21 protein-coding genes are annotated in these 20,080 nt (G+C 34.6%); 13 read left to right on the top strand and 8 right to left on the bottom strand.

Annotated features, from left to right (window positions below):
- Window positions 1–569: 569 nt before the first annotated feature.
- The 3 genes from BMY56_RS14170 (at window position 570) to BMY56_RS14160 (ending at window position 3,361) form a co-directional block, all read left to right on the top strand.
- Window positions 570–941, top strand: coding sequence for a hypothetical protein (locus BMY56_RS14170; RefSeq protein WP_091625602.1), 372 nt, complete (start codon window positions 570–572; stop codon window positions 939–941).
- Window positions 942–1,048: 107 nt separating this feature from the next.
- A complete protein-coding gene (locus BMY56_RS14165) occupies window positions 1,049–1,507 on the top strand; it encodes a hypothetical protein (protein ID WP_091625599.1) in 459 nt (152 codons plus the stop codon).
- 24 nt (window positions 1,508–1,531) lie between these two features.
- A complete protein-coding gene (locus tag BMY56_RS14160; RefSeq protein ID WP_091625597.1) occupies window positions 1,532–3,361 on the top strand; it encodes an adenylate/guanylate cyclase domain-containing protein in 1,830 nt (609 codons plus the stop codon).
- Window positions 3,362–3,673: 312 nt separating this feature from the next.
- Here BMY56_RS14160 and BMY56_RS14155 read toward each other — a convergent pair whose 3' ends face one another.
- Together BMY56_RS14155 and BMY56_RS14150 are read right to left on the bottom strand one after the other, a co-directional pair.
- The gene (locus BMY56_RS14155; protein ID WP_091625594.1) at window positions 3,674–4,435 is read right to left on the bottom strand and encodes an SDR family NAD(P)-dependent oxidoreductase; all 762 of its coding nucleotides are present in this window, start codon (window positions 4,433–4,435) and stop codon (window positions 3,674–3,676) included.
- Window positions 4,436–4,560: 125 nt separating this feature from the next.
- Entirely contained in the window at window positions 4,561–5,289 is a 729-nt protein-coding gene (locus tag BMY56_RS14150; protein ID WP_091625591.1) for a phosphatase PAP2 family protein, read from the bottom strand.
- 185 nt (window positions 5,290–5,474) lie between these two features.
- On the opposite strand from BMY56_RS14150, the gene BMY56_RS14145 reads away from it, so the two are divergent.
- Window positions 5,475–6,317, top strand: a complete 843-nt coding sequence (locus tag BMY56_RS14145; RefSeq protein ID WP_091625959.1) for a 1,4-dihydroxy-2-naphthoyl-CoA synthase — start codon at window positions 5,475–5,477, stop codon at window positions 6,315–6,317.
- Window positions 6,318–6,666: 349 nt separating this feature from the next.
- Here the strand turns inward: BMY56_RS14145 and BMY56_RS14140 are convergent, their stop codons facing one another.
- Window positions 6,667–8,001, bottom strand: coding sequence for a serine hydrolase domain-containing protein (locus tag BMY56_RS14140; RefSeq protein WP_091625589.1), 1,335 nt, complete (start codon window positions 7,999–8,001; stop codon window positions 6,667–6,669).
- A gap of 85 nt (window positions 8,002–8,086) precedes the next feature.
- Window positions 8,087–8,488, bottom strand: coding sequence for a DUF2452 domain-containing protein (locus BMY56_RS14135; RefSeq protein ID WP_091625956.1), 402 nt, complete (start codon window positions 8,486–8,488; stop codon window positions 8,087–8,089).
- A gap of 105 nt (window positions 8,489–8,593) precedes the next feature.
- Here BMY56_RS14135 and BMY56_RS14130 point away from each other — a divergent pair, with 105 nt between their 5' ends.
- Genes BMY56_RS14130 through BMY56_RS14115 form a run of 4 tightly spaced genes read left to right on the top strand, consistent with a single transcriptional unit; the run spans window position 8,594 to window position 12,691 of the window.
- The gene (locus BMY56_RS14130) at window positions 8,594–10,105 is read left to right on the top strand and encodes an FG-GAP repeat domain-containing protein (RefSeq protein ID WP_091625587.1); all 1,512 of its coding nucleotides are present in this window, start codon (window positions 8,594–8,596) and stop codon (window positions 10,103–10,105) included.
- A 5-nt stretch (window positions 10,106–10,110) separates the two neighbouring features.
- Entirely contained in the window at window positions 10,111–10,521 is a 411-nt protein-coding gene (locus BMY56_RS14125) for a 3D domain-containing protein (protein ID WP_091625584.1), read from the top strand.
- A gap of 10 nt (window positions 10,522–10,531) precedes the next feature.
- Window positions 10,532–11,203 carry an N-acetylmuramoyl-L-alanine amidase gene (locus BMY56_RS14120; protein ID WP_091625582.1) on the top strand — a complete coding sequence of 224 codons (672 nt, stop codon included), beginning with the start codon at window positions 10,532–10,534 and terminating at the stop codon, window positions 11,201–11,203.
- A gap of 24 nt (window positions 11,204–11,227) precedes the next feature.
- Window positions 11,228–12,691: a M14 family metallopeptidase gene (locus BMY56_RS14115; protein ID WP_091625579.1), complete on the top strand. Its 1,464-nt coding sequence runs from the start codon at window positions 11,228–11,230 to the stop codon at window positions 12,689–12,691.
- Between the two features lie 67 nt (window positions 12,692–12,758).
- Here BMY56_RS14115 and BMY56_RS14110 read toward each other — a convergent pair whose 3' ends face one another.
- Both BMY56_RS14110 and BMY56_RS14105 read right to left on the bottom strand, forming a co-directional pair.
- Window positions 12,759–13,589: an OmpA/MotB family protein gene (locus tag BMY56_RS14110; RefSeq protein WP_091625577.1), complete on the bottom strand. Its 831-nt coding sequence runs from the start codon at window positions 13,587–13,589 to the stop codon at window positions 12,759–12,761.
- Window positions 13,590–13,795: 206 nt separating this feature from the next.
- Window positions 13,796–14,887, bottom strand: coding sequence for a vWA domain-containing protein (locus BMY56_RS14105; RefSeq protein WP_177170978.1), 1,092 nt, complete (start codon window positions 14,885–14,887; stop codon window positions 13,796–13,798).
- A gap of 222 nt (window positions 14,888–15,109) precedes the next feature.
- Between BMY56_RS14105 and BMY56_RS14100 the strand changes: the two genes are divergently transcribed.
- A complete protein-coding gene (locus BMY56_RS14100) occupies window positions 15,110–15,736 on the top strand; it encodes a nucleotidyltransferase family protein (protein ID WP_143057824.1) in 627 nt (208 codons plus the stop codon).
- Window positions 15,726–16,829 carry an amidohydrolase family protein gene (locus BMY56_RS14095; protein WP_091625569.1) on the top strand — a complete coding sequence of 368 codons (1,104 nt, stop codon included), beginning with the start codon at window positions 15,726–15,728 and terminating at the stop codon, window positions 16,827–16,829. The genes BMY56_RS14100 and BMY56_RS14095 overlap by 11 nt, the downstream gene beginning before the upstream one ends.
- Window positions 16,830–16,831: 2 nt before the next feature.
- Here BMY56_RS14095 and BMY56_RS18695 read toward each other — a convergent pair whose 3' ends face one another.
- A complete protein-coding gene (locus tag BMY56_RS18695; protein ID WP_177170977.1) occupies window positions 16,832–16,978 on the bottom strand; it encodes a hypothetical protein in 147 nt (48 codons plus the stop codon).
- 143 nt (window positions 16,979–17,121) lie between these two features.
- Here BMY56_RS18695 and BMY56_RS14090 point away from each other — a divergent pair, with 143 nt between their 5' ends.
- Window positions 17,122–17,610, top strand: a complete 489-nt coding sequence (locus tag BMY56_RS14090; RefSeq protein ID WP_091625566.1) for an RNA polymerase sigma factor — start codon at window positions 17,122–17,124, stop codon at window positions 17,608–17,610.
- A gap of 3 nt (window positions 17,611–17,613) precedes the next feature.
- Window positions 17,614–18,213: a hypothetical protein gene (locus BMY56_RS14085; RefSeq protein ID WP_091625564.1), complete on the top strand. Its 600-nt coding sequence runs from the start codon at window positions 17,614–17,616 to the stop codon at window positions 18,211–18,213.
- A 5-nt stretch (window positions 18,214–18,218) separates the two neighbouring features.
- On the opposite strand, the gene BMY56_RS14080 is transcribed toward BMY56_RS14085, so the two are convergent.
- Window positions 18,219–18,851, bottom strand: a complete 633-nt coding sequence (locus tag BMY56_RS14080) for a GntR family transcriptional regulator (protein WP_245737231.1) — start codon at window positions 18,849–18,851, stop codon at window positions 18,219–18,221.
- A gap of 158 nt (window positions 18,852–19,009) precedes the next feature.
- On the opposite strand from BMY56_RS14080, the gene BMY56_RS14075 reads away from it, so the two are divergent.
- On the top strand, window positions 19,010–19,792 hold the full coding sequence (locus tag BMY56_RS14075) for a hypothetical protein (RefSeq protein WP_091625558.1): 783 nt from the start codon (window positions 19,010–19,012) through the stop codon (window positions 19,790–19,792).
- Window positions 19,793–20,080: the final 288 nt, after the last annotated feature.

The raw sequence follows: 20,080 nt of genomic DNA, 5'->3' as shown, positions 1-20,080 counted from the left end.
AGAGGAGTTTCAATTCCTTATAGCGGATGATAACGAAGTTCGTTGTTTACAAAATTGAAAGCAAATACGTACAAAGAGACTTGCGAGAAGTTATTAACGTAGAATCATATTTTAATTCACCACTGATTTAATTTTCAGCAGTAAACTACTAGGATAACTTGATAAAAGTAATTTTCGGTTCAACTCTATCTAATTTTTTAAAATCAAGTTAGTTGGCACCAAAAAAATCACCTATGACTTCTGGGCTAACTAGGTTAAAATAGTTTCACGGATGGAAATTATGTCGGAATCAGGAAAAATTATTATCTCCAAACCACTTGTGACCTTGTAAAATCAGAATTTGTTTGCGAATATCGCGGCGAAATTTATGCCAAGAATCGTGGCAACGTGAATATGTATTTTGGAAATGGCGTAAAAACTGTACATCCGAAAATAGCTTTGGTAATAATATAGATACTTTCGGACAATAATTGTGCATCTTCGTCCTACTACACTCAGATTGTAAAATCATCTGGTGTATTTTCCATATAAAGAGAAATCATTTTAATTAACTATTTAAAAACTTTATTATGGCAAATCATACTATTCAAATCTTTGCTACAACTGCTAATTATCACCCTTTGTCAATTTCTCAGGATAACGGAGCAACATGGGTTGATACTGAAACTGCTGATAAAGCTTTTACTACAAACGTCGATGCTGGGGATACTGTCACATACGCATTTGGCCTTTCCAAGGGTGGAGTCGCTAACAATATTTCAAGTATACAAGCCATAACTCCTGGAGCATTTTTTGAACCTGGGAAGAAACCAAATCAAAATAATGGTTGGACAGGAACAATAAAAAGTGGTATTACAGGAACTGAGGAATATATCATCAGGTATCAAGTTACTAATGTAACTGGTATTCAAGATCAAGATCCTAAACTCAAAATGAATTAAGGCAACCGCTACTTGATGCTAAACTGTTAGCGCCTTTAAAATAAAACAAAAAATTGCCAATTACTTATGGTAATCATAAACGGAAATCAATTTGAAAAATTACTATTATGCCAAAACCAGAAACAACCGACGTGCTTATAATGCTGTATGTTGATACAGTAGCCATTCAATCGAATCCCAACGTATTAGACTGTGTATTCATTTCGAGTAATTGGACAGATCCAAATACACCTACCCAAACACCAACTGACCCATTTGGTAAATCAGATTTTATAACGGATGTGCATAGCGATTCTCAAATTGCCTGGGTAGGAGCCGTAATGGATATAGCTAATAACAACGACCATTATGTGTTGGTATCTAATATTGTTTTAAAAGAGGACCAAATAGGAATTAATGTAAGAAACCCATTGGCAGGTCCAGGTGCAGGACGCACACATATGGGTGGAAATGTTAATAATGGGGCAAAATCAGGAATTACAACGTATACAATAAATTTTTCAGTAGGTAGTGGTACTACCATAATCGGTGACTATTCTATAGATCCCAAACTAAAAATGAATTAATGTAAACAATTTTAATGAATAGGAATGTCACTTAAACGCAAAGCCTATTTCTCTATAGGATTCTTTTGTCTTGCTATTTCATTGGCGATGGGGCAACAAGACCAGATACTTGCGGATAGTTTAATAATTCAATATCAATCTGGCTCGTATGAGGAAAGTGAATTAGATTTATTATCCAAGATTTCCGAAGCAGAAACAAATCCTGATAGATTGCTTACATTTTCGAACTTACTAATAAATAAGGCATCTAAAGATTCCTCGTTTTACTTCCTTCATAAAGGTTATTTGCAAAAGGGTAATGCTCTTAAATTCAGAGGGGACAATGCAGAAGCATTACGTTCATATTTTAAAAGTCTAAATTTTGCTAATCGCAACAAATATGAAATAGGAATAGGCTCCCTAATGATTTCTATCGCAGATACGTATTCTGCTATGGAGAATTCAAGTAATGCCCAAGCCTATTATAGTAAAGGAATTCTGTTACTAAGGAAGGCAAACGATTCCATTAAAATTGCCACTGCACTATTGAATGCCGGTGATGATTATTTTAATAATGGTGCAATAGACTCGGCCCTAAATTATACAGAAGAGGCAAGAATTATATTTGAAAAAATAAATTATCCAATTGGTCAAGCATACGGTATGGGTAACCTAGGGATGATTTATGCCGAACGAGGAAAAGATGTTCTTGCAGAAAGGAATATAAACGGGGCAATAGCGATTCTGGAAGAATTAGAGGATTATTACCCGATTTCGGTCTACCTCACCTACATGTCGGATATTTATTTTAGAAAGAACGACCATGACACCGCATTTGGTTACGCCCATAGAAGTTTAGATTTGGCTAATACGTATGACCTTAAGGAGCAGATAAGTGAAGCTCATCTTAAACTTTCTGTTTTATATGAAGCAATAGGTGATTTGGTATCATCATACGAACACTATAAAAAGCATATTGCATATAGGGATACTCTCATTAATATTGAAAGTGTTACGCAAATGGCCGATTTGCGTACCAATTATGAAGTTTCCCAAAAGCAAATAGAAGTAGATCTTCTAGATGAAAGAAGAAAAAACCAGCGCAACATTGCAATTGCAACGGCAGTAGCCTTATTCTTGATTGGCCTACTTGCCATTGGTTTATTTCGACGCAATGCATTCATTCGTAAAACTAAAGCCATTATCGAGAAAGAACGGGATCGCTCGGATCATTTATTGCTCAATATCCTGCCCGAGGAAACTGCTCGGGAACTAAAGGAGCATGGTGTGGTAAAAGCCAAAAAATACGATGCGGTTACGGTCTTGTTTACCGACTTTAAAGGCTTTACCAGTTATTCGGAAAAGCTCTCACCTGAGGCTTTAGTAGAAACGGTAGGCTTCTACTTTTCTAAGTTCGATGCCATTGTAGAAAAACATGGTCTGGAAAAAATAAAGACTATAGGCGATGCCTATATGTGCGCCGGCGGTTTGCATGGATCAGAAGAAACCCACCCACAGAAGATGGTCTTGGCCGCCACCGAAATAGCACAATTTGTTTATGACACAAAACAAGATGTCAAGGCCAGTGACTTGAATTTTGATATCCGTATCGGTATTAATACAGGTCCGGTTGTAGCGGGTGTGGTCGGTACTAAAAAATTCGCATATGATATTTGGGGAGATACGGTAAATGTTGCCTCGCGCATGGAATCAATGTCTGAACCCGGAAAGATCAATATTTCCCAGAGTACTTATGAGCTTATAAAATCAGATTTTCATTGTGAATATCGGGGTGAAATAGAGGCAAAGAATAGGGGTAAAGTGAAGATGTACTTTGTGAACGGGATTAAAAAAGGACTATTGACACTAGTTTGATACAAGCCTAGGGTTCGTTATTTTTTAGGTGTTTTTATTTTATTCTTTAAAGACATACTTATATTAAAAAGTCATCAGAATACATCTATTGAATCAACCCAGAGCTTTTATGAAACCAGTTTCATAGCGGCGATTTCCGCTCCATGCTAATCTTTTGATTCCAGACAAATGTATGGTCTTTACATAATCTTCAGGGTATCTATAACGAACCTGAGGAGTACAGTTGTTTCATTGGGATTCCATGTTTTCAATATAAAAAATTAGAACGGTCTAATATCATTTGAAAAACGTCTAACTTGAAGTTTAGAAATGTTATAACATAATTCCACCAGAGGCTTCAATACGTTGACCATTGATCCAGCGAGCGTCTTCAGTACATAAAAAGGCTACAATACCACCAATATCTTCAGGTTCCCCAACACGACCTAAAGCTGTGTTTTGACTAATTAAAGAACGTTTCTTTTCATTATCCTTATTCTCACCACCACCGAAATCGGTAGCCACTGCACCAGGTGCCACAACATTGGCTCTTATTTTTCTATTGCTTAACTCTTTTGCCAAATATTTAGTGAATACTTCAACAGCCCCTTTCATACTTGCATATGCGGACGAACCTGGTAATGAAAAACGGGCTAGTCCAGAAGATATATTAATAATTCCGCCACCATCGGATAATAAAGGAACTGCTTGTTGACTTAAAAAATAAACCCCTTTAATGTGTATGTTCATCATTTCATCAAAATCGGTCTCGGTTGTGTCTAAAAAAGGCTTGTAAATGCCAGTACCCGCGTTATTGATCAGATAATCAAAAGAATCGGCATTATACTTTTCCTTTAAATAGGTAGATATCCCTTCAAAAAATGCTTTAAATCCTGAAGTATCACTCGTATCCAATTGAAAGGCAACCGCTTGTTGCCCAAGCTTTTTAATTTCAGCAACCACATCGTCAGCTGCCTCTTTGTTAGAGTGATAGGTCAGTATCACATCTAAACCTCTTTTAGCAATACTTAACGCCATGTTTTTACCCAATCCACGGCTACCGCCAGTAACCAAAGCAATCTTATTTGTTGACATATTCGTTTATTATTTTAAGATTATCGTACTTAGTGTATTACAATATCAACTACGAAAGTATTAAAATCATTGAATGCTATGGTAGCTGTACTGTTATTTTGAAGTGTTTTGATAGCAAAAGTAGATTAGGTTTGTGAATCTCTTCTAAAAATCTCAATTAAATAGAAGACAAGTACGCAGAAGACTACCCAAATGAATCCGGCAATGAATCCGCCGGCAATATCCGATGGAAAATGAACCCCTAGGTATATTCTGCTTATACCAATACTTAAAATCAACAAAACCAAAACTGTTAAAATTAACACCTTAGCTATCCTATGAATATCGAATTTAGTAACAAGAAAAATCAAAAAGCCATAAAAAGCCATCGCACTCATGGCATGTCCGCTGGGGTAACTAAGAGTTTCAACTGAAACTAAGTGTTCTATACCTGGTCGGGCACGGTCTATAAAACGTTTTAACATCATATTTGAAACGGTAGCCAAGGCGAGCACCAACGTTGCCTGTGCTACAAATTTCCATCTTTTAAAAACGAATAAAGAAACGACCAGAAAAATACCCAATACGATCAAATACCCATAAAAATCGCCTACGTTGGTCACAAACTTAAAATATGAAGTAAGCGAAGGAGAGCGGTATGAAATTATATACTCCGTTATCGAACTATCATATCGAGCAAGAAGTTCTGTTTTTAGCGTTTCGGTAAGTTCTATAAACAAATTTATTCCACCGACCACGACCATTAAGGCTATAATGATCGTAATGAGGTAGGGCAACTTGGTGTTATACTCATGAAATATATGTGCTAAAAATTTATGGACAGATTTTATAAAGGCATAAAGGGCTTGTCTCATTCTAACGTTTAGTTGAAGTTGTAAACATAGCACAAATGGTAACAAAAGATTATTACAAACCATAGGATAAATAACGCGTTTGATTAAGACACCAAGCGCTCGATATATACCATTTCCATTTTTCAGATTTGGTAAGGTTACCTATGAACCCTTATCTTTATGCCACAATTGAATTGTTAGAAATTATGAAATCACCTAACTGGCAAACGGCCATTGAATTTGAAGATATAACCTATAAAAAATGTGATGGTGTGGGTCGTATCGCTTTTAATCGACCTAATGTTCGTAATGCGTTCAGACCACACACAACCAGTGAATTGATAAAGGCATTTTATGACGCACAAGAAGATACTTCTATCGGAGTGGTATTGCTGTCAGCTGAGGGGCCTTCTACCAAAGACGGAATATGGTCTTTTTGTAGTGGTGGTGATCAAAAGGCTAGGGGAGAGAAAGGGTATGTTGGGCAAGATGGTCAGCATAGACTTAATATTTTAGAGGTTCAACGTATGATACGTTTTATGCCAAAAGTGGTCATTGCTGTAGTACCAGGATGGGCCGTAGGTGGTGGACATAGTCTTCATGTGGTTTGTGATATGACATTGGCCAGCAAAGAACACGCCATTTTTAAACAGACCGATGCCGATGTTACCAGTTTCGATGGTGGATATGGTTCTGCATACCTGGCTAAAATGGTGGGACAGAAAAAAGCACGTGAGATATTTTTCTTGGGTAGAAACTATTCTGCACAAGATGCTTTTGATATGGGAATGGTCAATGCTGTGATTCCACATCATGAATTAGAAGACACTGCTTTTCAGTGGGCACAAGAAGTTTTAGAGAAATCTCCTATCTCTATTAAAATGTTGAAGTTCTCAATGAACCTTACAGATGATGGCATGGTAGGTCAACAGGTTTTCGCTGGTGAAGCTACACGACTAGCTTATATGACCGAGGAAGCCAAAGAAGGTAGAAATGCATTTCTTGAAAAACGTAAACCAAACTTCGGTACCGATAATTGGCTGCCGTAAATTGATTGTTAGTTCACTTTGGCTTGACCTTAATTCAGTATTTAGCCAATAGCTTTTAGCTGTTGATATTTTTTTAAATTGAATACTGAATAGTGATTGCTGTGAACTAAAAATCGCAGACTGGAAACGGAAATTTGCTCAAACTAAAAAGAGTCCGATCTTAGAAGATCAGACTCTTTTACGAGAACACTATATGAAAATGAAAAATTTTTATTTCGTTTTTAATAACACTGTAAATATAGAAAGGATGCCTAGTTTCTAGAAACTATTGTTGTCACGTAAGAGAAATCTGTGGTGTATGACAGTAAAAATGTGGTATTGTATTAGATTCGTTAAAATTTCAACCTATTCATCGAATAGATTGAATGATTTCTTTCAGTAAGGTATTGAACTGTTCATCGGTCTGCTCTTCTAAACCTGTGCGTACCACGACCAAATCTTTTGAGGGAATAATAAAAATGCGTTGACCTTGAAATCCATTAACCGAATATAAATCTGTAGGTATATCGACATATTTACCCTCTGCATTCAACCAGAAGTGCGCACCATAGGTTCCGTTGGAATGTTCTGTAGGTTCAGCAACATAATCTACCCAAGTTTCGGAAAAGATGCGTTCACCGTTCCAATCGCCATTGTTTAAATATAAAATTCCAAACTTTGCCCAATCTCGTGTTGTAGCCCATCCATAAGATGATAATACATAGTTTCCAGTTAAATCGGTTTCTAAAAGCATTGAATGCATCCCTATTTTATCAATCAATGTTTTATAAGGAAAATCTAAATATTCTTGATGGGTATTAAATTGTTCTCGCAGTATGCCAGACAATAAATTGGTAGTACCAGAAGAATAGTTCCAAACTTCTGTAGGAGCTGCAATGACGTCTTTATTTCTTTGTGCCAAGGTCATGTCAGAATCCAAAAAAAGCATACGTGTAGCATCAGAAATTTTAAAATAGTTTTCGTCCCAGGCTAATCCGCTTTGCATTCGTAACAGATGGTCTATGGTTATATTATGTTTAGGGCTTTTCATCCGTATTTCATCTGAAAATGGTTTAAAATCCATCTTCATTTTACCTTGGTATTCCAAAATACCATATAGGGTAGATAATACACTTTTAGTCATTGACCAGCCTAGTATTTTAGTATCCTCTGAAAACCCACGAATGTAACGTTCACCAATAATCTGATTTTTGTACACCACTAAAAGAGTCCTTGTTTTTTGCTCCGGATCTTTGAATGCATTTGAGAAAGCCACTTCTAACTTATCATAATCAACATTTTCTAAAACGGTGTCCATAACTCCGTTGTTGCCGTATGGGAAAGGCAAACTATCCATAGTTACAAACCTATTAGGAATTAGTTCAAAATTATGTTTCGAAAACTCTTTATTGGTAAGTACAGCACCTATACCTTCTTTGTACACCGCCGTTCTTGGCATGAGTCCGTATACTGTTGCCGTAGCGGATTCATCTGCTTCGGAAACGGCACAGTCAGATAAATTCACTAATGGTATATCATTATCGTACAATGAAACATCTACTGGTTCTCTATCAGCAATAAATACGCTAGAAGCCATATTTTTAGAAGCAAACCCAGACATAAGGTTTAACTTTGGATAGTTGAAATAAGCGGCAGTAATAATCCCAACCAAGGCAATACCTAGAAATAGTTTAATTTTCCTCATTCGTAATGTAATTTTCTTTAAATTTTTAAAATGTAATGAGATTCGTTTCTAGAACAGGCAACGTCCATTAAATAGGTTAGATTAACTATAATCTTTCCCAAGTTTTATCCGCAGCAAGTCTAAAACTGCCTACATGGTCAAAGTTACATTCTTGAGGTAAAATTAAGGACAGAAATGTGCTTTCGTCTTTAGCTTTGTACAAATGATATTCCTTGCCTACAATTGGCTCAAAACTAAACTTAGCACTGTAGACTAAATTGTTGTACTCAAAATTGTCCATCAATTTTTTATACGAATTCTGTAGTTCTTCGTATTGGGCCTTAAATTGGTTATTGGCACTTACGATATGTGTGTTTTTCCATGAAGTAACATCTGGCGGTGTTATTTTTGGAGCAGATACACCTGTAGCAAAAGGTGATAGCTTCCCATGATACTCTTGGGTTTCTTCATTGAATACAACATTATCTGGTTTTTTTTCTTTTTTCATAGCCATGCAAATTTAAAGAAAAGCCTTCATTTATCACTTGCAAAATTTTAATGGTATAGGTATCTTCCAAACTTATTAAATAATAAGTAAATCATAATAATTTCTATGGATTTGAAAACAGCTTTTTATATTTCCCTTTTGTTTCTATCTATTTCATGTACTACAGAAAATCGTCCTAAGGAAGTTGTTTTGTATGAAAATTATTGTGCTAGTTGTCATATAGCTCCTGATATTCAAGATTTACCAAAAGATATTTGGAAAAATAATGTACTCCCAGCAATGGCGGCCCGAATGGGTATTATAACTACGGAAAATCACCCCTATCATAATCTATCTTTCCCGGAACAGATGGCCATAATAAAAACGGGTATCTTTCCAAGTAAGCCAATTATTGAAGCAGATGACTGGGAGCTTTTAAAAAATTATATCATTGATTTGGCTCCCGATAGTATTACAAACAAAAATGACCGAATAAAAAGTGCATCGCTATCTCAGTTTAACAGTAATCCTATTTCTTTGGATAGTGCCGTTGGAAGTTTATACACCTTTTTAAAAATCGATACAGCAAATAGTACCATTTTAACAGGCACAAGAAAAGGGGAACTAGCATCTTTTGATTTGATAACGAAAGAGAATAAACTTAAAGGGTATTTTAATCGTGCCATTACAGATGCAAAGATTATTGGTGATAGTGCTTATGTTACCAGTATGGGCTTATTAGTGCCTTCGGAGATTCCGAGTGGAAAAATAATATTAAAGTATAATAATACCTCGGCATCGTTAATGGATTCTCTCCATCGACCTGTTCATACCCTTTATGTAGATCTTGATAAAAATGGAACTGAAGAGATCGTGGTAAGCGAATTTGGGGACTTACATGGTAAGTTGACTTTACTCGAAAAAGATTCCTATGGTTTTTATAAAAAAAGGTCGCTTTTGAACATCCCAGGAACATTAAGGGTAATACCAAAAGATATGAATGCCGATGGGAAAGATGATTTAGTTGTTTTAGCAGCTCAAGGTGATGAAGCGGTCTATATTTTATATCAGAAAGAAAATTTGGAATTTACCGTTGAAAAAGTACTTAGGTTTAGTCCCGTATATGGCTCAAGTTGGTTTGAACTGGTAGATTATAATGGCGATGGTTATGATGATATAATTACGGTTAACGGTGACAATGCAGATGAATCATATGTAAGTAAGCCTTATCATGGAATGCGTATTCATTTAAATGATGGCCAGAATAACTTTAAGGAAACTTTTTTTTACCCATTAAATGGAGCAACTCGAGTAATTGCTAAAGATTTTGATCAGGATGGAGATTTGGATTTTGCTCTCTTGGCTACTTTTCCTGATTACGAAAATCACCCTGAATATAATTTTGTGTATCTGGAGAATGAAAACAGTAAAAATTATACTTTTAAACAAGAGCATTTGACAGACATGAAAATGGCTAGATGGTTCTTAATGGATTCGGCAGATATTGATGGCGATGGTGACGAAGATATTGTTTTAAGCGCATTGACTTATTCATTCACGCCTGTACCTAAAGAATTGGAAGAGGCATGGGGTGAAAGTTATACTGACCTTTTAATTTTAGAAAATAAACTACATTAGTAGGTATGATAAAAAGGATAATCATATTATTCATAAGCTTAACAGTAATTTGCTGTGCAGATGAAAGCTTGGATGAAAAATATGATTGGGTTCCTATACAAGTAACTGCTACGGCCTACAATTCACTTCCAGATCAAACATCTTATGAACACCCAGCCATTACAGCATGGGGTGATTCAATAAAACCTGGTTTAAAATGGATTGCCGTATCTCGAGATTTATTGAATAAAGGACTTGGTTACAATACTATGGTCAAAATTGATACTTTCGAAGGGGTATATCTCGTAAAAGATAAAATGCATTCTAGATGGAAAAACAGAATCGATATTTACATGGGAGATAATGTCGAGAAGGCAAAAGAATGGGGAAGAAGAAAAGTAACCATTAGATATGCTGTATTAAAGGATAGTTTATAAATATCAATCAATGAGAATAATTTCATATTATCTTTTGTTAATCATACTATTCGTTTCCTGTACTACTACAAAATCGATTGTGGAACGTCCAATTACCTTTAATGAAGAGCGTAAAATATTAACCTTAGAATACCTTGAAAATAGATATGGCTTAGAGCAAGAAACTCCTCAGATTGTTCCTAAAATTATAGTTTTGCATTGGACGGTCATTCCGACTTTTGAAAAATCTTTCGAAGCATTCGACCCTGCTACCTTACCAAATTGGAGGCCAGATATTAAAGATGTGAGTGGTCTAAATGTATCCTCTCAATTTATGGTTGACCGAGATGGTACCATTTATAGACTTTTGCCAGAAACTACTATGGCGCGTCATGTTATTGGACTGAATCACTGTGCAATAGGTGTTGAAAATGTTGGGGGCACTGATGAATTACCACTAACGAAAGCACAGTTGAAATCGAATATTTGGTTGGTTCGATATCTTAAGGAAAAATATAATATCGACTATTTAATAGGTCATTACGAGTATACTCTTTTTGAAAATCATTCTTTATGGTTAGAGAAAGATGCTGGCTACCGTACCAAAAAGACTGACCCAGGACAAGATTTTATGTTCGAAGTTAGAAAGGCTGTGAAGGATTTAGATTTTAAAGAGTTACCAGAAAATACATCAGAAAATTAAATTAAAACGAAAACAGAATAAGTCATGAAGCAAATAGTGCTTGCCATAGTATGTTCATTCTCTTTATTAGGAATGAGTCAATCAACAGATTTAACGTCGCAGTTATATGACACCTACGAGAATTATAAAGAAATATCGATTGGTAAAAGACGTATTAAGAGAGCTGATATACAACCCTTAATAAATAACTATGCTTCTAATGAAAAGTTCAAAGTAGCAACGGTTGGCAAATCTATTGGAGGAAAAGATTTAAGCTTAATAAGTATTGGTTCTGGAAAAACAAATGTTTTTCTGTGGTCGCAAATGCATGGTGATGAGCCTACAGCTACACAAGCTATTTTTGATATTCTAAATTTCTTTAATAGTCCTGATTTTAAGGTTGAAAAGGAAGCGATTTTAGCCAATTTAACGGTACATTTTTTACCCATGCTAAATCCTGATGGAGCAGAACTTTTTCAACGTAGAAACTTATTAGGAGTCGATATTAATCGAGATGCCTTGCGATTACAATCACCAGAGTCAAGAACCTTAAAAAGAGTTCGTGATAGTCTCAATGCAGATTTCGGATTTAACTTACATGATCAAAGTACATACTATAATGCTGAACGTACCGAAAAGCCAGCAACCATATCGTATCTAGCACCAGCCTATAATTATGAAAAGGACATTAATGAAACACGTGGTAATGCTATGAAAATTATAGTATTTATGAATGATATTCTTCAGAAATATGCTCCTGGTCAAGTTGGTCGATATAATGATGATTTTGAGCCAAGGGCATTCGGAGATAATATTCAGAAATGGGGCACAAGCACCATACTAATTGAATCTGGCGGATATCCTGAGGATATTGAAAAACAAGAAATCAGAAAATTAAATTACACGTCTATTTTATCGGCAATTTATACCATCGCTAAAAAATCGTACGAAACTATTTCTATTGAAGAATACGAAAAGATTCCTGAGAACGATAGAAAACTATTTGACCTTAAGATTACGGGTGTCAATTATAATTTAATGGGCAATAACTATACAATCGATTTAGGAATAAATCAAGTTGAAGTAGACTATCCTGAACACAATACATTTTGGTATAGTAGTCGTGTTTTAGACCAAGGTGACCTTTCTACGTATTATGGTTATGAAACCTTAGATGCTTCTGAATATACCATTCAACAGGCTAAGGCGTATCCGAGGACTTTAAATTCTTTAGCAGAAGTAAAGGCATTGAATTTTAAAGATTTATTACAACAAGGCTATGGCTTTGTGAGAATGGCCAAAATACCTAGTAGTGAAATTAATTCTCCCTTTCCCATTCATTTAATAGGACCTAAATATAAAATGCCTGAGCTTAAATTAGAACCAGGAATTAACCCTACTTTTTTTTTAGAAAAGGAAGGAAAAGTGGAATATGCTGTAATTAACGGTTTTTTGGTGGATTTGAAAACGGGAACCATTAACGTGCCAAACGGCATGATTTATAATTAATGGTAAACTAAAAAACATAAAAAAGGGGAAGCATATGCTTCCCCTTTTTCTTTAAGAATAGACGTTCTTATAAATTATCTTCTGCATCTAAAAGGGCAAAGAATTTATCCAAGTTTGGTAGGATAATAATCTTTGTTCTTCTATTCATTGCCATGTTCTCTTTAGAATCATTCTCTACTAGAGGTAAATAACTACTTCTTCCTGAAGCAATCAATTGCGAAGGATCAACGCCATATTCTTTCTGTAATTTACGAACAATAGAAGTTGCACGTTTTACACTTAAATCCCAGTTATCAGAAACCATGGGTGTGTTTATGGTTCTAGAATCTGTATGACCCTCTACCATAACTTCCATGCTTGGCTCAGATTTGATAACTTCAGATAATTTCTTCAAAATGTTATTCGCCTTGCTGCTTACGTTGTAGCTAGCTGTGTTGAATAGTAATTCATCAGAAATATTGATCATCACCACCGTCTTGTCAATACTTACATCTATATCTTCACCCTCTTCAGATATAGATTGCTTTAATTTGTACGATACGGCTAAATTCATTGAATCTTGCAATGTTTTAGCTCCGGCTAATTTAGCTGGGTCAACATTCTTCAATGTATTTCTCATTTTAGCTTTTGTGTTGTTACTCATAACAGCTACATCATCAACGCTAGTGAACTGGCTATCGTTCATTTCTTTTAATGAGTTAATTTTAGAATTATATTCTTCAACACGAGCTTCTATTTTCGCCATTTGAGCTTCTAACTCTTCTTTTTCAACTTGTGTCTTTTGAAGTGAACTCTGTGTTTGAGATAGGTTATCTTCTAATGCTACATATTTCTTTTTAGAAACACATGAAGTAAGAAGTGCTACTGATAATAAAGTAACTAAGGATAATCTTTTCATTTTATACTTTTTAAATTAATATTAGTGTAATCGGTTTTATATACGGGACAAATCGATAAACGGACGTTTCAATTTTTTACCAACCAGCTCAAAAATTAAGATAGTAGTTCTCAACAAAATGAGAATCAATTAGTTATTTGCTAAATGATAAAGCAAAAAAAAAGAAGCGTAAAAACGCTTCTTTCTATATTTTAAAAGTGAAATGGTTATTCACATCCGCCTGTGAAGCCACTAGCATTAAACTTGGTTTGTACTGCACCTTGCCTAGAACCAGTATTTAATTCGATAGCCAAATTGTTTTCACCACTACCATCACGTTTAGGACTACAGTATTCGAATAAGTAATAACTATTAGCTCGTTCTGATACTTTTTCAGAGATGTCTCTAAACGTTCTTTCCAACTCGTCTTTGTTTTGAGCAAATACACTTGCCGTTTTACCTATTGCTGTTAATACTTGCGTATCAATTTCAGCACCTAACCCGATACTAAAGAATGAAATATTCGCATTAGCTTCGTTTACCTTCTTTAAGGCGGCATCTTCAGTGTAACGTGAAGCTTGGTCTGTACCATCTGTAAAGATTACAACAGAGGCAGCTCCAATTTTTCCACCAGCAGTGGACTTTTTCACTAAATCTGAAGCAATATCGGTAGACTTAATTACTGCACCATATAAATCGGTAGATGGGTCATTACTGATAGAATCTGTAATACCATCAACTGCTGCTACTAATTCTGATTTTGATGAGGTCAATTCATTCAATAAATGCAAATTATCTTCACCATCAAACCAGTAAATCGCCATCTTAACAGACTCTTGAGAAGTACTTGGCATTACAGCGTCAATAAAACTGGTAGATGCAAGCTTCAATTCATCAAGGCTACTACTAAGCACACTATTACTTAAATCTAATACTAATAAGGTGTTATTAGAAAAAATCTGTGAATTCGGTGAAATACGAGCTGAAGATTCTGAAGTTGAAATTGTATTGAAACAATCATCATTTCTTCCTTGTTCGTAAATAGTAAATTGATTAGCAGTTAAACCGGGTACAGGATTTCCGCTTGTATCTGATACTCTAAAGAATACAGAGACCTTGCCTGGTAAAGTTGTAAACTGTTCTTGTATAGATAAAACTAGATCTCCTTGTTCTAAGCCTAAACAATCATCTACTTCCTGACCTTTTCCTAGACCATCGCCAATGTTCAAATCTAGATTTACATCATCATCTGCATTACCACAAGAAACAAGTAGCGACAGTACAAAAAACACACTGAAGGTCTTTAAAAAATTTTTCATATTCATTAATTATAGGTTCAACTAGCAGAACGGACAAAGTTTATTTAAATTATAGGGATTAAAAAAATTAATGTTAAAGATTGTTAAAGCATGTGTTTCACAGATGTTGAAAGGGCTAAAAGCATTATATTTCCTTAGGATTTATATGGTTATTACAATACCTATTTTTAAGTCCAAAACTGATACCGTTATATTAAATAATTAAAGAAAAAGCATCTCTCATTGAACGAAAACCTACATGTAGTGGTGCTTATAATGGCTGCGGGAGCTTCTAGACGTATGAAGGGGGTAAAACAATTACTACCTTGGAAAAACTCCAACTTTTTGACGGAAACCATTAAAACGGTTCAAAAAAGTAAAGCAAGAACAGTTTCAGTTGTATTAGGCTCCCATGCCGAAAGAATAAAAAGAGAGTGCAATTTAACTCAAATAGGGGTAGACGTGATATTGAATCCCAATTGGGATGAAGGATTGGGTAATAGTATCGCGATAGGTGTAAAAGAGATACTTAAAAAATTTCATGACCTTGATGGTATTTTAATCTGTCTTGCAGACCAACCACTTTTGACCTCAGATTATTTCGATTCCCTTATATACCAATTTAAAAAAGATACCACTAAAATAGTAGCAACAAACTATGGGAAACGGGTAGGAGTGCCCGCATTATTTCCTAAATTCCTATTTAATGAATTAGAGTGTTTAAATGGAGATCAAGGCGCAAGGGACCTTTTAAAGAATCATATAAAAAATATCATTTCTTTAGACGCAGAAAATCAACAAATAGATATCGATACTGAAGAAGAATACCATAAATTAATTATACAAACCAAAATTAAGAATGAAGAATAGCCTAAGTAAAGTTCAACTTGTAATATTCACTGCAGTACTACTTTTAACGGCCCTACCAATTATGGCACAAGAAATGGGTTTTGAAGAATATAATCCTACTTCAACTCTTGTAGTTCCCGGGGAAGAAATAACTAGCGCAAAGTTTCCATTTATAGATGTTCATAGCCATCAGAGAGATATGTCAATTGAAGCACTTACCGATTTAGTCGCAGATATGGATGTGATGAACGAAGCTATTATGGTAAACTTAAGTGGTGGATCGGGCGAAAGTCTTAAAGAGAAAATTGATAACATTAATAAAAGTTATCCGAATAGATTTGCAGTTTTTGCCAATGTAGATTTTGAAGGAGCTAAAGATTTAGAATGGGGTAAAAAGGCCGCTTCACAATTAGAAGAAGATATTAATAATGGCGCAAAGGGATTAAAAATTTTTAAAAGTCTAGGACTAAGAAATAAGGATGCAGATGGAAAGCGCTTGGCTATCGACGACCCACGGCTAGATCTTATTTGGGCGAAATGTGCCGAAATGGGTGTGCCTGTATTGATACATGCTGCAGATCCAAAATCTTTTTGGGATGAAATGGATTCTGATAACGAGCGTTGGTTAGAATTAAAGACTCACCCACGTAGAAAGCGAACCGCTGCAGACCCAGCACCGTTTGAACAGATTATACAAGAGCAACATAATGTGTTTAAAAAGCACCCTAATACAAAATTCATTAATGCCCATATGGGATGGCACGCTAATAACCTTAAAAAATTAGGAGAACTATTAGATGAAATGCCAAATATGAATGTGGGTATTTCTGCTGTAATTGCAGAATTGGGTAGACAACCACAAAACGCTAGGGCTTTCTTTATAAAATATCAAGATAGAGTACTTTTTGGAAAGGATAGTTGGAAACCAGAAGAGTTTCCCACCTATTTCAGGGTTCTGGAAAGTAATGATGAATACTTTCCTTATTATAAAAAATACCATGCATTTTGGTCTATGTACGGACTAAACCTGCCTGACGATGTGTTGAAAAAACTATATTATCAAAATGCTTTGAGCCTAATTCCTGGTTTAGATACTTCGCTCTTTAAAAGTTAGAACTATACCGTTTTAATGACAACTGGTTCTTCAACGACCGGAATATCTTTAATATCTTGAAAAATACCGCATGATACTTGCTTTTTAGCAAGTGCTGGGGTATTTTTTCTTTTAGTCAATGCCTCGATCTCTTTGTTTAAAAATTGCATATCAGAATATTTTTTAATCAAACGTATATAAATACCTCATGTTGTACGAGTTATATATTTTTTACCGTAAGTTAAAAACTATACACAAATAGTGTGACGAAATTGAATTGTCTTATACTAATGGATAAACGAGTAGATTAAATATGTTAAAAGAAACAGTCTTTACTAATTTAATTCGCGAGCACCAAGCACTATTGTACAAAGTGACTTCTGTTTATACCGACAACAAACAAGATCAAGAAGACTTATTTCAAGAAGTGGTTTATCAACTCTGGAAATACTTCGATTCTTTTCGACAAGATTCCAAGATAACTACTTGGATGTATCGTGTGGCGATGAATACGGCTATAACTCACTTAAAAAAGAAAAAGAGAAGACCCGATGTACTGCCTATTGCAGAGGTGTTTATAAAACAAAATGATTCTATTGATGACGTTTATGAAGAGCGTTTACGTCTTCTTTATAAACATTTACATCATTTAAACACCCTAGACAAAGGATTAATTTTTCTGCTACTAGAAGGAAAAAGTTATAATGAAATAGCCTTAATAACAGGATTACAAGTTAGTAATGTAGGAACACGTATCTCAAGAATAAAGAAAAAATTAAAAACTAATATGACTAAAAGTTAAATCATGGAAATAGAAGAATTACAAGCTGCATGGTCACAAATGAGTAATGAATTGGAACAACAAAAAAAATTGACTAACGATATCATATTGGATATGACCAAGCAGAAATATCAAAATAAATTTGTTCTAGTTACCAAATATGAAACTCTTGGGGCGTTGGTTTGTTTCATTATTTCGTTTTTAGTAGTATTAAATTTCAACAAATTAGATACTTGGTATTTACAGATTTGCGGAGTTTTAACCCTTTCTTTTCTTATAATACTACCCCTTATGGTATTAAAAACATTGAAGAGAATTAAAAACATAGATATTTCAAAAGGTTCGTATAAAGAAAATTTAAGCCTTTTTTTAAAGACGAAAAATAGACTTCTTAAGTTGCAACAAATTGGAATTGGATTTGGTTTTATAGGACTACTGTTCATAGTTCCGGTAACATCAAAAATTATGTCGAATAAAGATGTTTTTCTAATCAGTTTTAAAAAAGAGCAATATATAGTGTTTACGATAACCCTAGTAATATTTGCGTTTTTCTGCAAATGGGCATATAGCGGATATCAAAAAATAACTCAATCTGCTCAAGAATTAATTAAAGATTTAGAGTAAATAACTTACTCGGTAAGCTTCTTTTGAATATAATTCAAAATCAACATCCAATTCATTTTTAAGAGGAGTGAGGCTGTTGGCACATTATCGTCAGCTATTGCAGAAATTATTGATTCATGTTGATTGTCAGATTTATTATAGAATGAATCATCATCGGTAAAAGCCTTTTCATAAAAGAAAATACGAGTTTTTAAATCATTTAAAATTTGAAGTGCCAAATCATTTTCATACCCCCTAGTTAGCAATCTATGAAACTCTAAATCTGCTCGAATTCTGGTAATTGCGTCTTTCGCATTTTCAAAAACCTCTTGCTGTTTTATTAGTTTAGCTATATCTTCTTCAGTAAACTCTGAATTTTCAATAGCCATTACCTCTAGATTGGCTACTAAGCCATATAAATCTTCGGCTTCTTTAACATCTAATTCAGCAATGATAAAACCTCTATTGGGTACGGCCTTTATAATATGTGCCTGCTGTAACTGTGTCAATGCTTCTCGAATAGGCGTAACGCTAATATTTAAATCTCTTGAAAGTGCAGCTAAATTAATGGTTTTTCCAGTTCTTAGATTTCCCGTAATCATTTCAGCTAATAGATAATCACGTACTTGGTCCCTTAAATTTATCTTTGTCAGCATCATCAAATATAATATATCGTATACGATAATAACTATAATTCTAAATGCTTTAGTATAAAATATAAAATATTCCTCGTCGATTACTATCGTTAAATATTCTATGGTCAATACTTAAAAAAACTTTTTTTCGTTTATAAGGCTCAACCCCACAAGTAAATAATATGAAAAATTTAAAATTAATTTTTAAAAAGTTATGTATTGTCCTACCCGTATTTTTTCTCACATATAGTTGTAGTGATGATGAAAGCGCTAATGAAGAAGTTGTTTTTACCGAAACGGAGTTAAAAGCCGTTTTAGAAACCGATGATATTACCGGTGGCGTTGATATTGCGTTGTACGATTTATTCTCGAATCAAAATTCTACTGGAAAATCTACGAATGAAGAATGCTACAGCGCTGTATATTCTGATACTGGATATACGGCAACCTTTAATAATTGTGTTTTAAACGGAACCGCAAGTGTAAATGGAACATTGACTGTTACGTATGATCAACAAGGAGAAGCGGGTTCTTTTACTGCAAGCTATGTCGATTTTTATGTTGGCGAGACTAAAATTAATGGATCAAGGTCATATGTTTTTAGTACGAACACAGACCAAAGTTCTATAACTTTTGAGGTAACAAGTGATATGATGGTAGAAATGGAAGATGGTTCTATTATATCTGATAACGGTACCAAATCTACCACAATAACATTTGAAGATACACCTACTTATAGTATCGATGGTACTTGGACAGTTGTTTATGAAGGAAATACCTATAATGTTATGGTTAACTCTTCTTTGACAAGTGGTATTGGCTGTAACTATATTTCTAGCGGAGATATGAATATATCAAAGAATGGACTTTCTGTCAATGTTGATTTTGGAGATGGGACTTGTGATGATGTAGCTACGCTAACATATCCAAATGGAGTAGAGGAAGAAATTACCCTTAGAGACTAAAAAGTCTCAAAAAATCTAATTTAGATTATCAATAGAAAGGATAAGATCCATGAATCTTATCCTTTTTTTTATGGATTATTGGAAATTTATATTGTTGTTTCCCAATCCCAATCCCAATCCCAATCCCAATCCCAATCCCAATCCTCTAATTACTAAAATAAATTTGCAGAAATATTTTGAGTTGTTAATAGGATGGCGCCCAATTTTTGTTGTAATGAGGTTTAATGGGTATGGTTTCTAGAGGCTACCCATTGCACCCTTTTACTATTCTTGAAACTTGAAAAAAAT

The organism is Maribacter orientalis (genome assembly GCF_900109345.1).
Taxonomy (GTDB): Bacteria; Bacteroidota; Bacteroidia; order Flavobacteriales; family Flavobacteriaceae; genus Maribacter; species Maribacter orientalis.
The sequence above is the reverse complement of the archived record's forward strand: the minus strand, read 5'-3'. Positions and strand labels throughout refer to the sequence as shown.

Bases quoted from the DNA above. Each gene is read 5' to 3' on its own strand.
- BMY56_RS14170 (WP_091625602.1), top strand. From the start codon at position 570: ATGGCAAATCATACTATTCAAATCTTTGCTACAACTGCTAATTATCAC.
- BMY56_RS14165 (WP_091625599.1), top strand. From the start codon at position 1,049: ATGCCAAAACCAGAAACAACCGACGTGCTTATAATGCTGTATGTTGAT.
- BMY56_RS14075 (WP_091625558.1), top strand. From the start codon at position 19,010: ATGAAAAATTTAAAATTAATTTTTAAAAAGTTATGTATTGTCCTACCC.
- BMY56_RS14105 (WP_177170978.1), bottom strand. From the start codon at position 14,887: ATGAAAAATTTTTTAAAGACCTTCAGTGTGTTTTTTGTACTGTCGCTA.
- BMY56_RS14090 (WP_091625566.1), top strand. From the start codon at position 17,122: ATGTTAAAAGAAACAGTCTTTACTAATTTAATTCGCGAGCACCAAGCA.
- BMY56_RS14115 (WP_091625579.1), top strand. From the start codon at position 11,228: ATGAAGCAAATAGTGCTTGCCATAGTATGTTCATTCTCTTTATTAGGA.
- BMY56_RS14085 (WP_091625564.1), top strand. From the start codon at position 17,614: ATGGAAATAGAAGAATTACAAGCTGCATGGTCACAAATGAGTAATGAA.
- BMY56_RS14125 (WP_091625584.1), top strand. From the start codon at position 10,111: ATGATAAAAAGGATAATCATATTATTCATAAGCTTAACAGTAATTTGC.
- BMY56_RS14130 (WP_091625587.1), top strand. From the start codon at position 8,594: ATGGATTTGAAAACAGCTTTTTATATTTCCCTTTTGTTTCTATCTATT.
- BMY56_RS14155 (WP_091625594.1), bottom strand. From the start codon at position 4,435: ATGTCAACAAATAAGATTGCTTTGGTTACTGGCGGTAGCCGTGGATTG.
- BMY56_RS14095 (WP_091625569.1), top strand. From the start codon at position 15,726: ATGAAGAATAGCCTAAGTAAAGTTCAACTTGTAATATTCACTGCAGTA.
- BMY56_RS14080 (WP_245737231.1), bottom strand. From the start codon at position 18,851: ATGATGCTGACAAAGATAAATTTAAGGGACCAAGTACGTGATTATCTA.
- BMY56_RS14110 (WP_091625577.1), bottom strand. From the start codon at position 13,589: ATGAAAAGATTATCCTTAGTTACTTTATTATCAGTAGCACTTCTTACT.
- BMY56_RS14135 (WP_091625956.1), bottom strand. From the start codon at position 8,488: ATGAAAAAAGAAAAAAAACCAGATAATGTTGTATTCAATGAAGAAACC.
- BMY56_RS14120 (WP_091625582.1), top strand. From the start codon at position 10,532: ATGAGAATAATTTCATATTATCTTTTGTTAATCATACTATTCGTTTCC.
- BMY56_RS14150 (WP_091625591.1), bottom strand. From the start codon at position 5,289: ATGAGACAAGCCCTTTATGCCTTTATAAAATCTGTCCATAAATTTTTA.
- BMY56_RS14160 (WP_091625597.1), top strand. From the start codon at position 1,532: ATGTCACTTAAACGCAAAGCCTATTTCTCTATAGGATTCTTTTGTCTT.
- BMY56_RS14140 (WP_091625589.1), bottom strand. From the start codon at position 8,001: ATGAGGAAAATTAAACTATTTCTAGGTATTGCCTTGGTTGGGATTATT.
- BMY56_RS18695 (WP_177170977.1), bottom strand. From the start codon at position 16,978: ATGCAATTTTTAAACAAAGAGATCGAGGCATTGACTAAAAGAAAAAAT.
- BMY56_RS14145 (WP_091625959.1), top strand. From the start codon at position 5,475: ATGAAATCACCTAACTGGCAAACGGCCATTGAATTTGAAGATATAACC.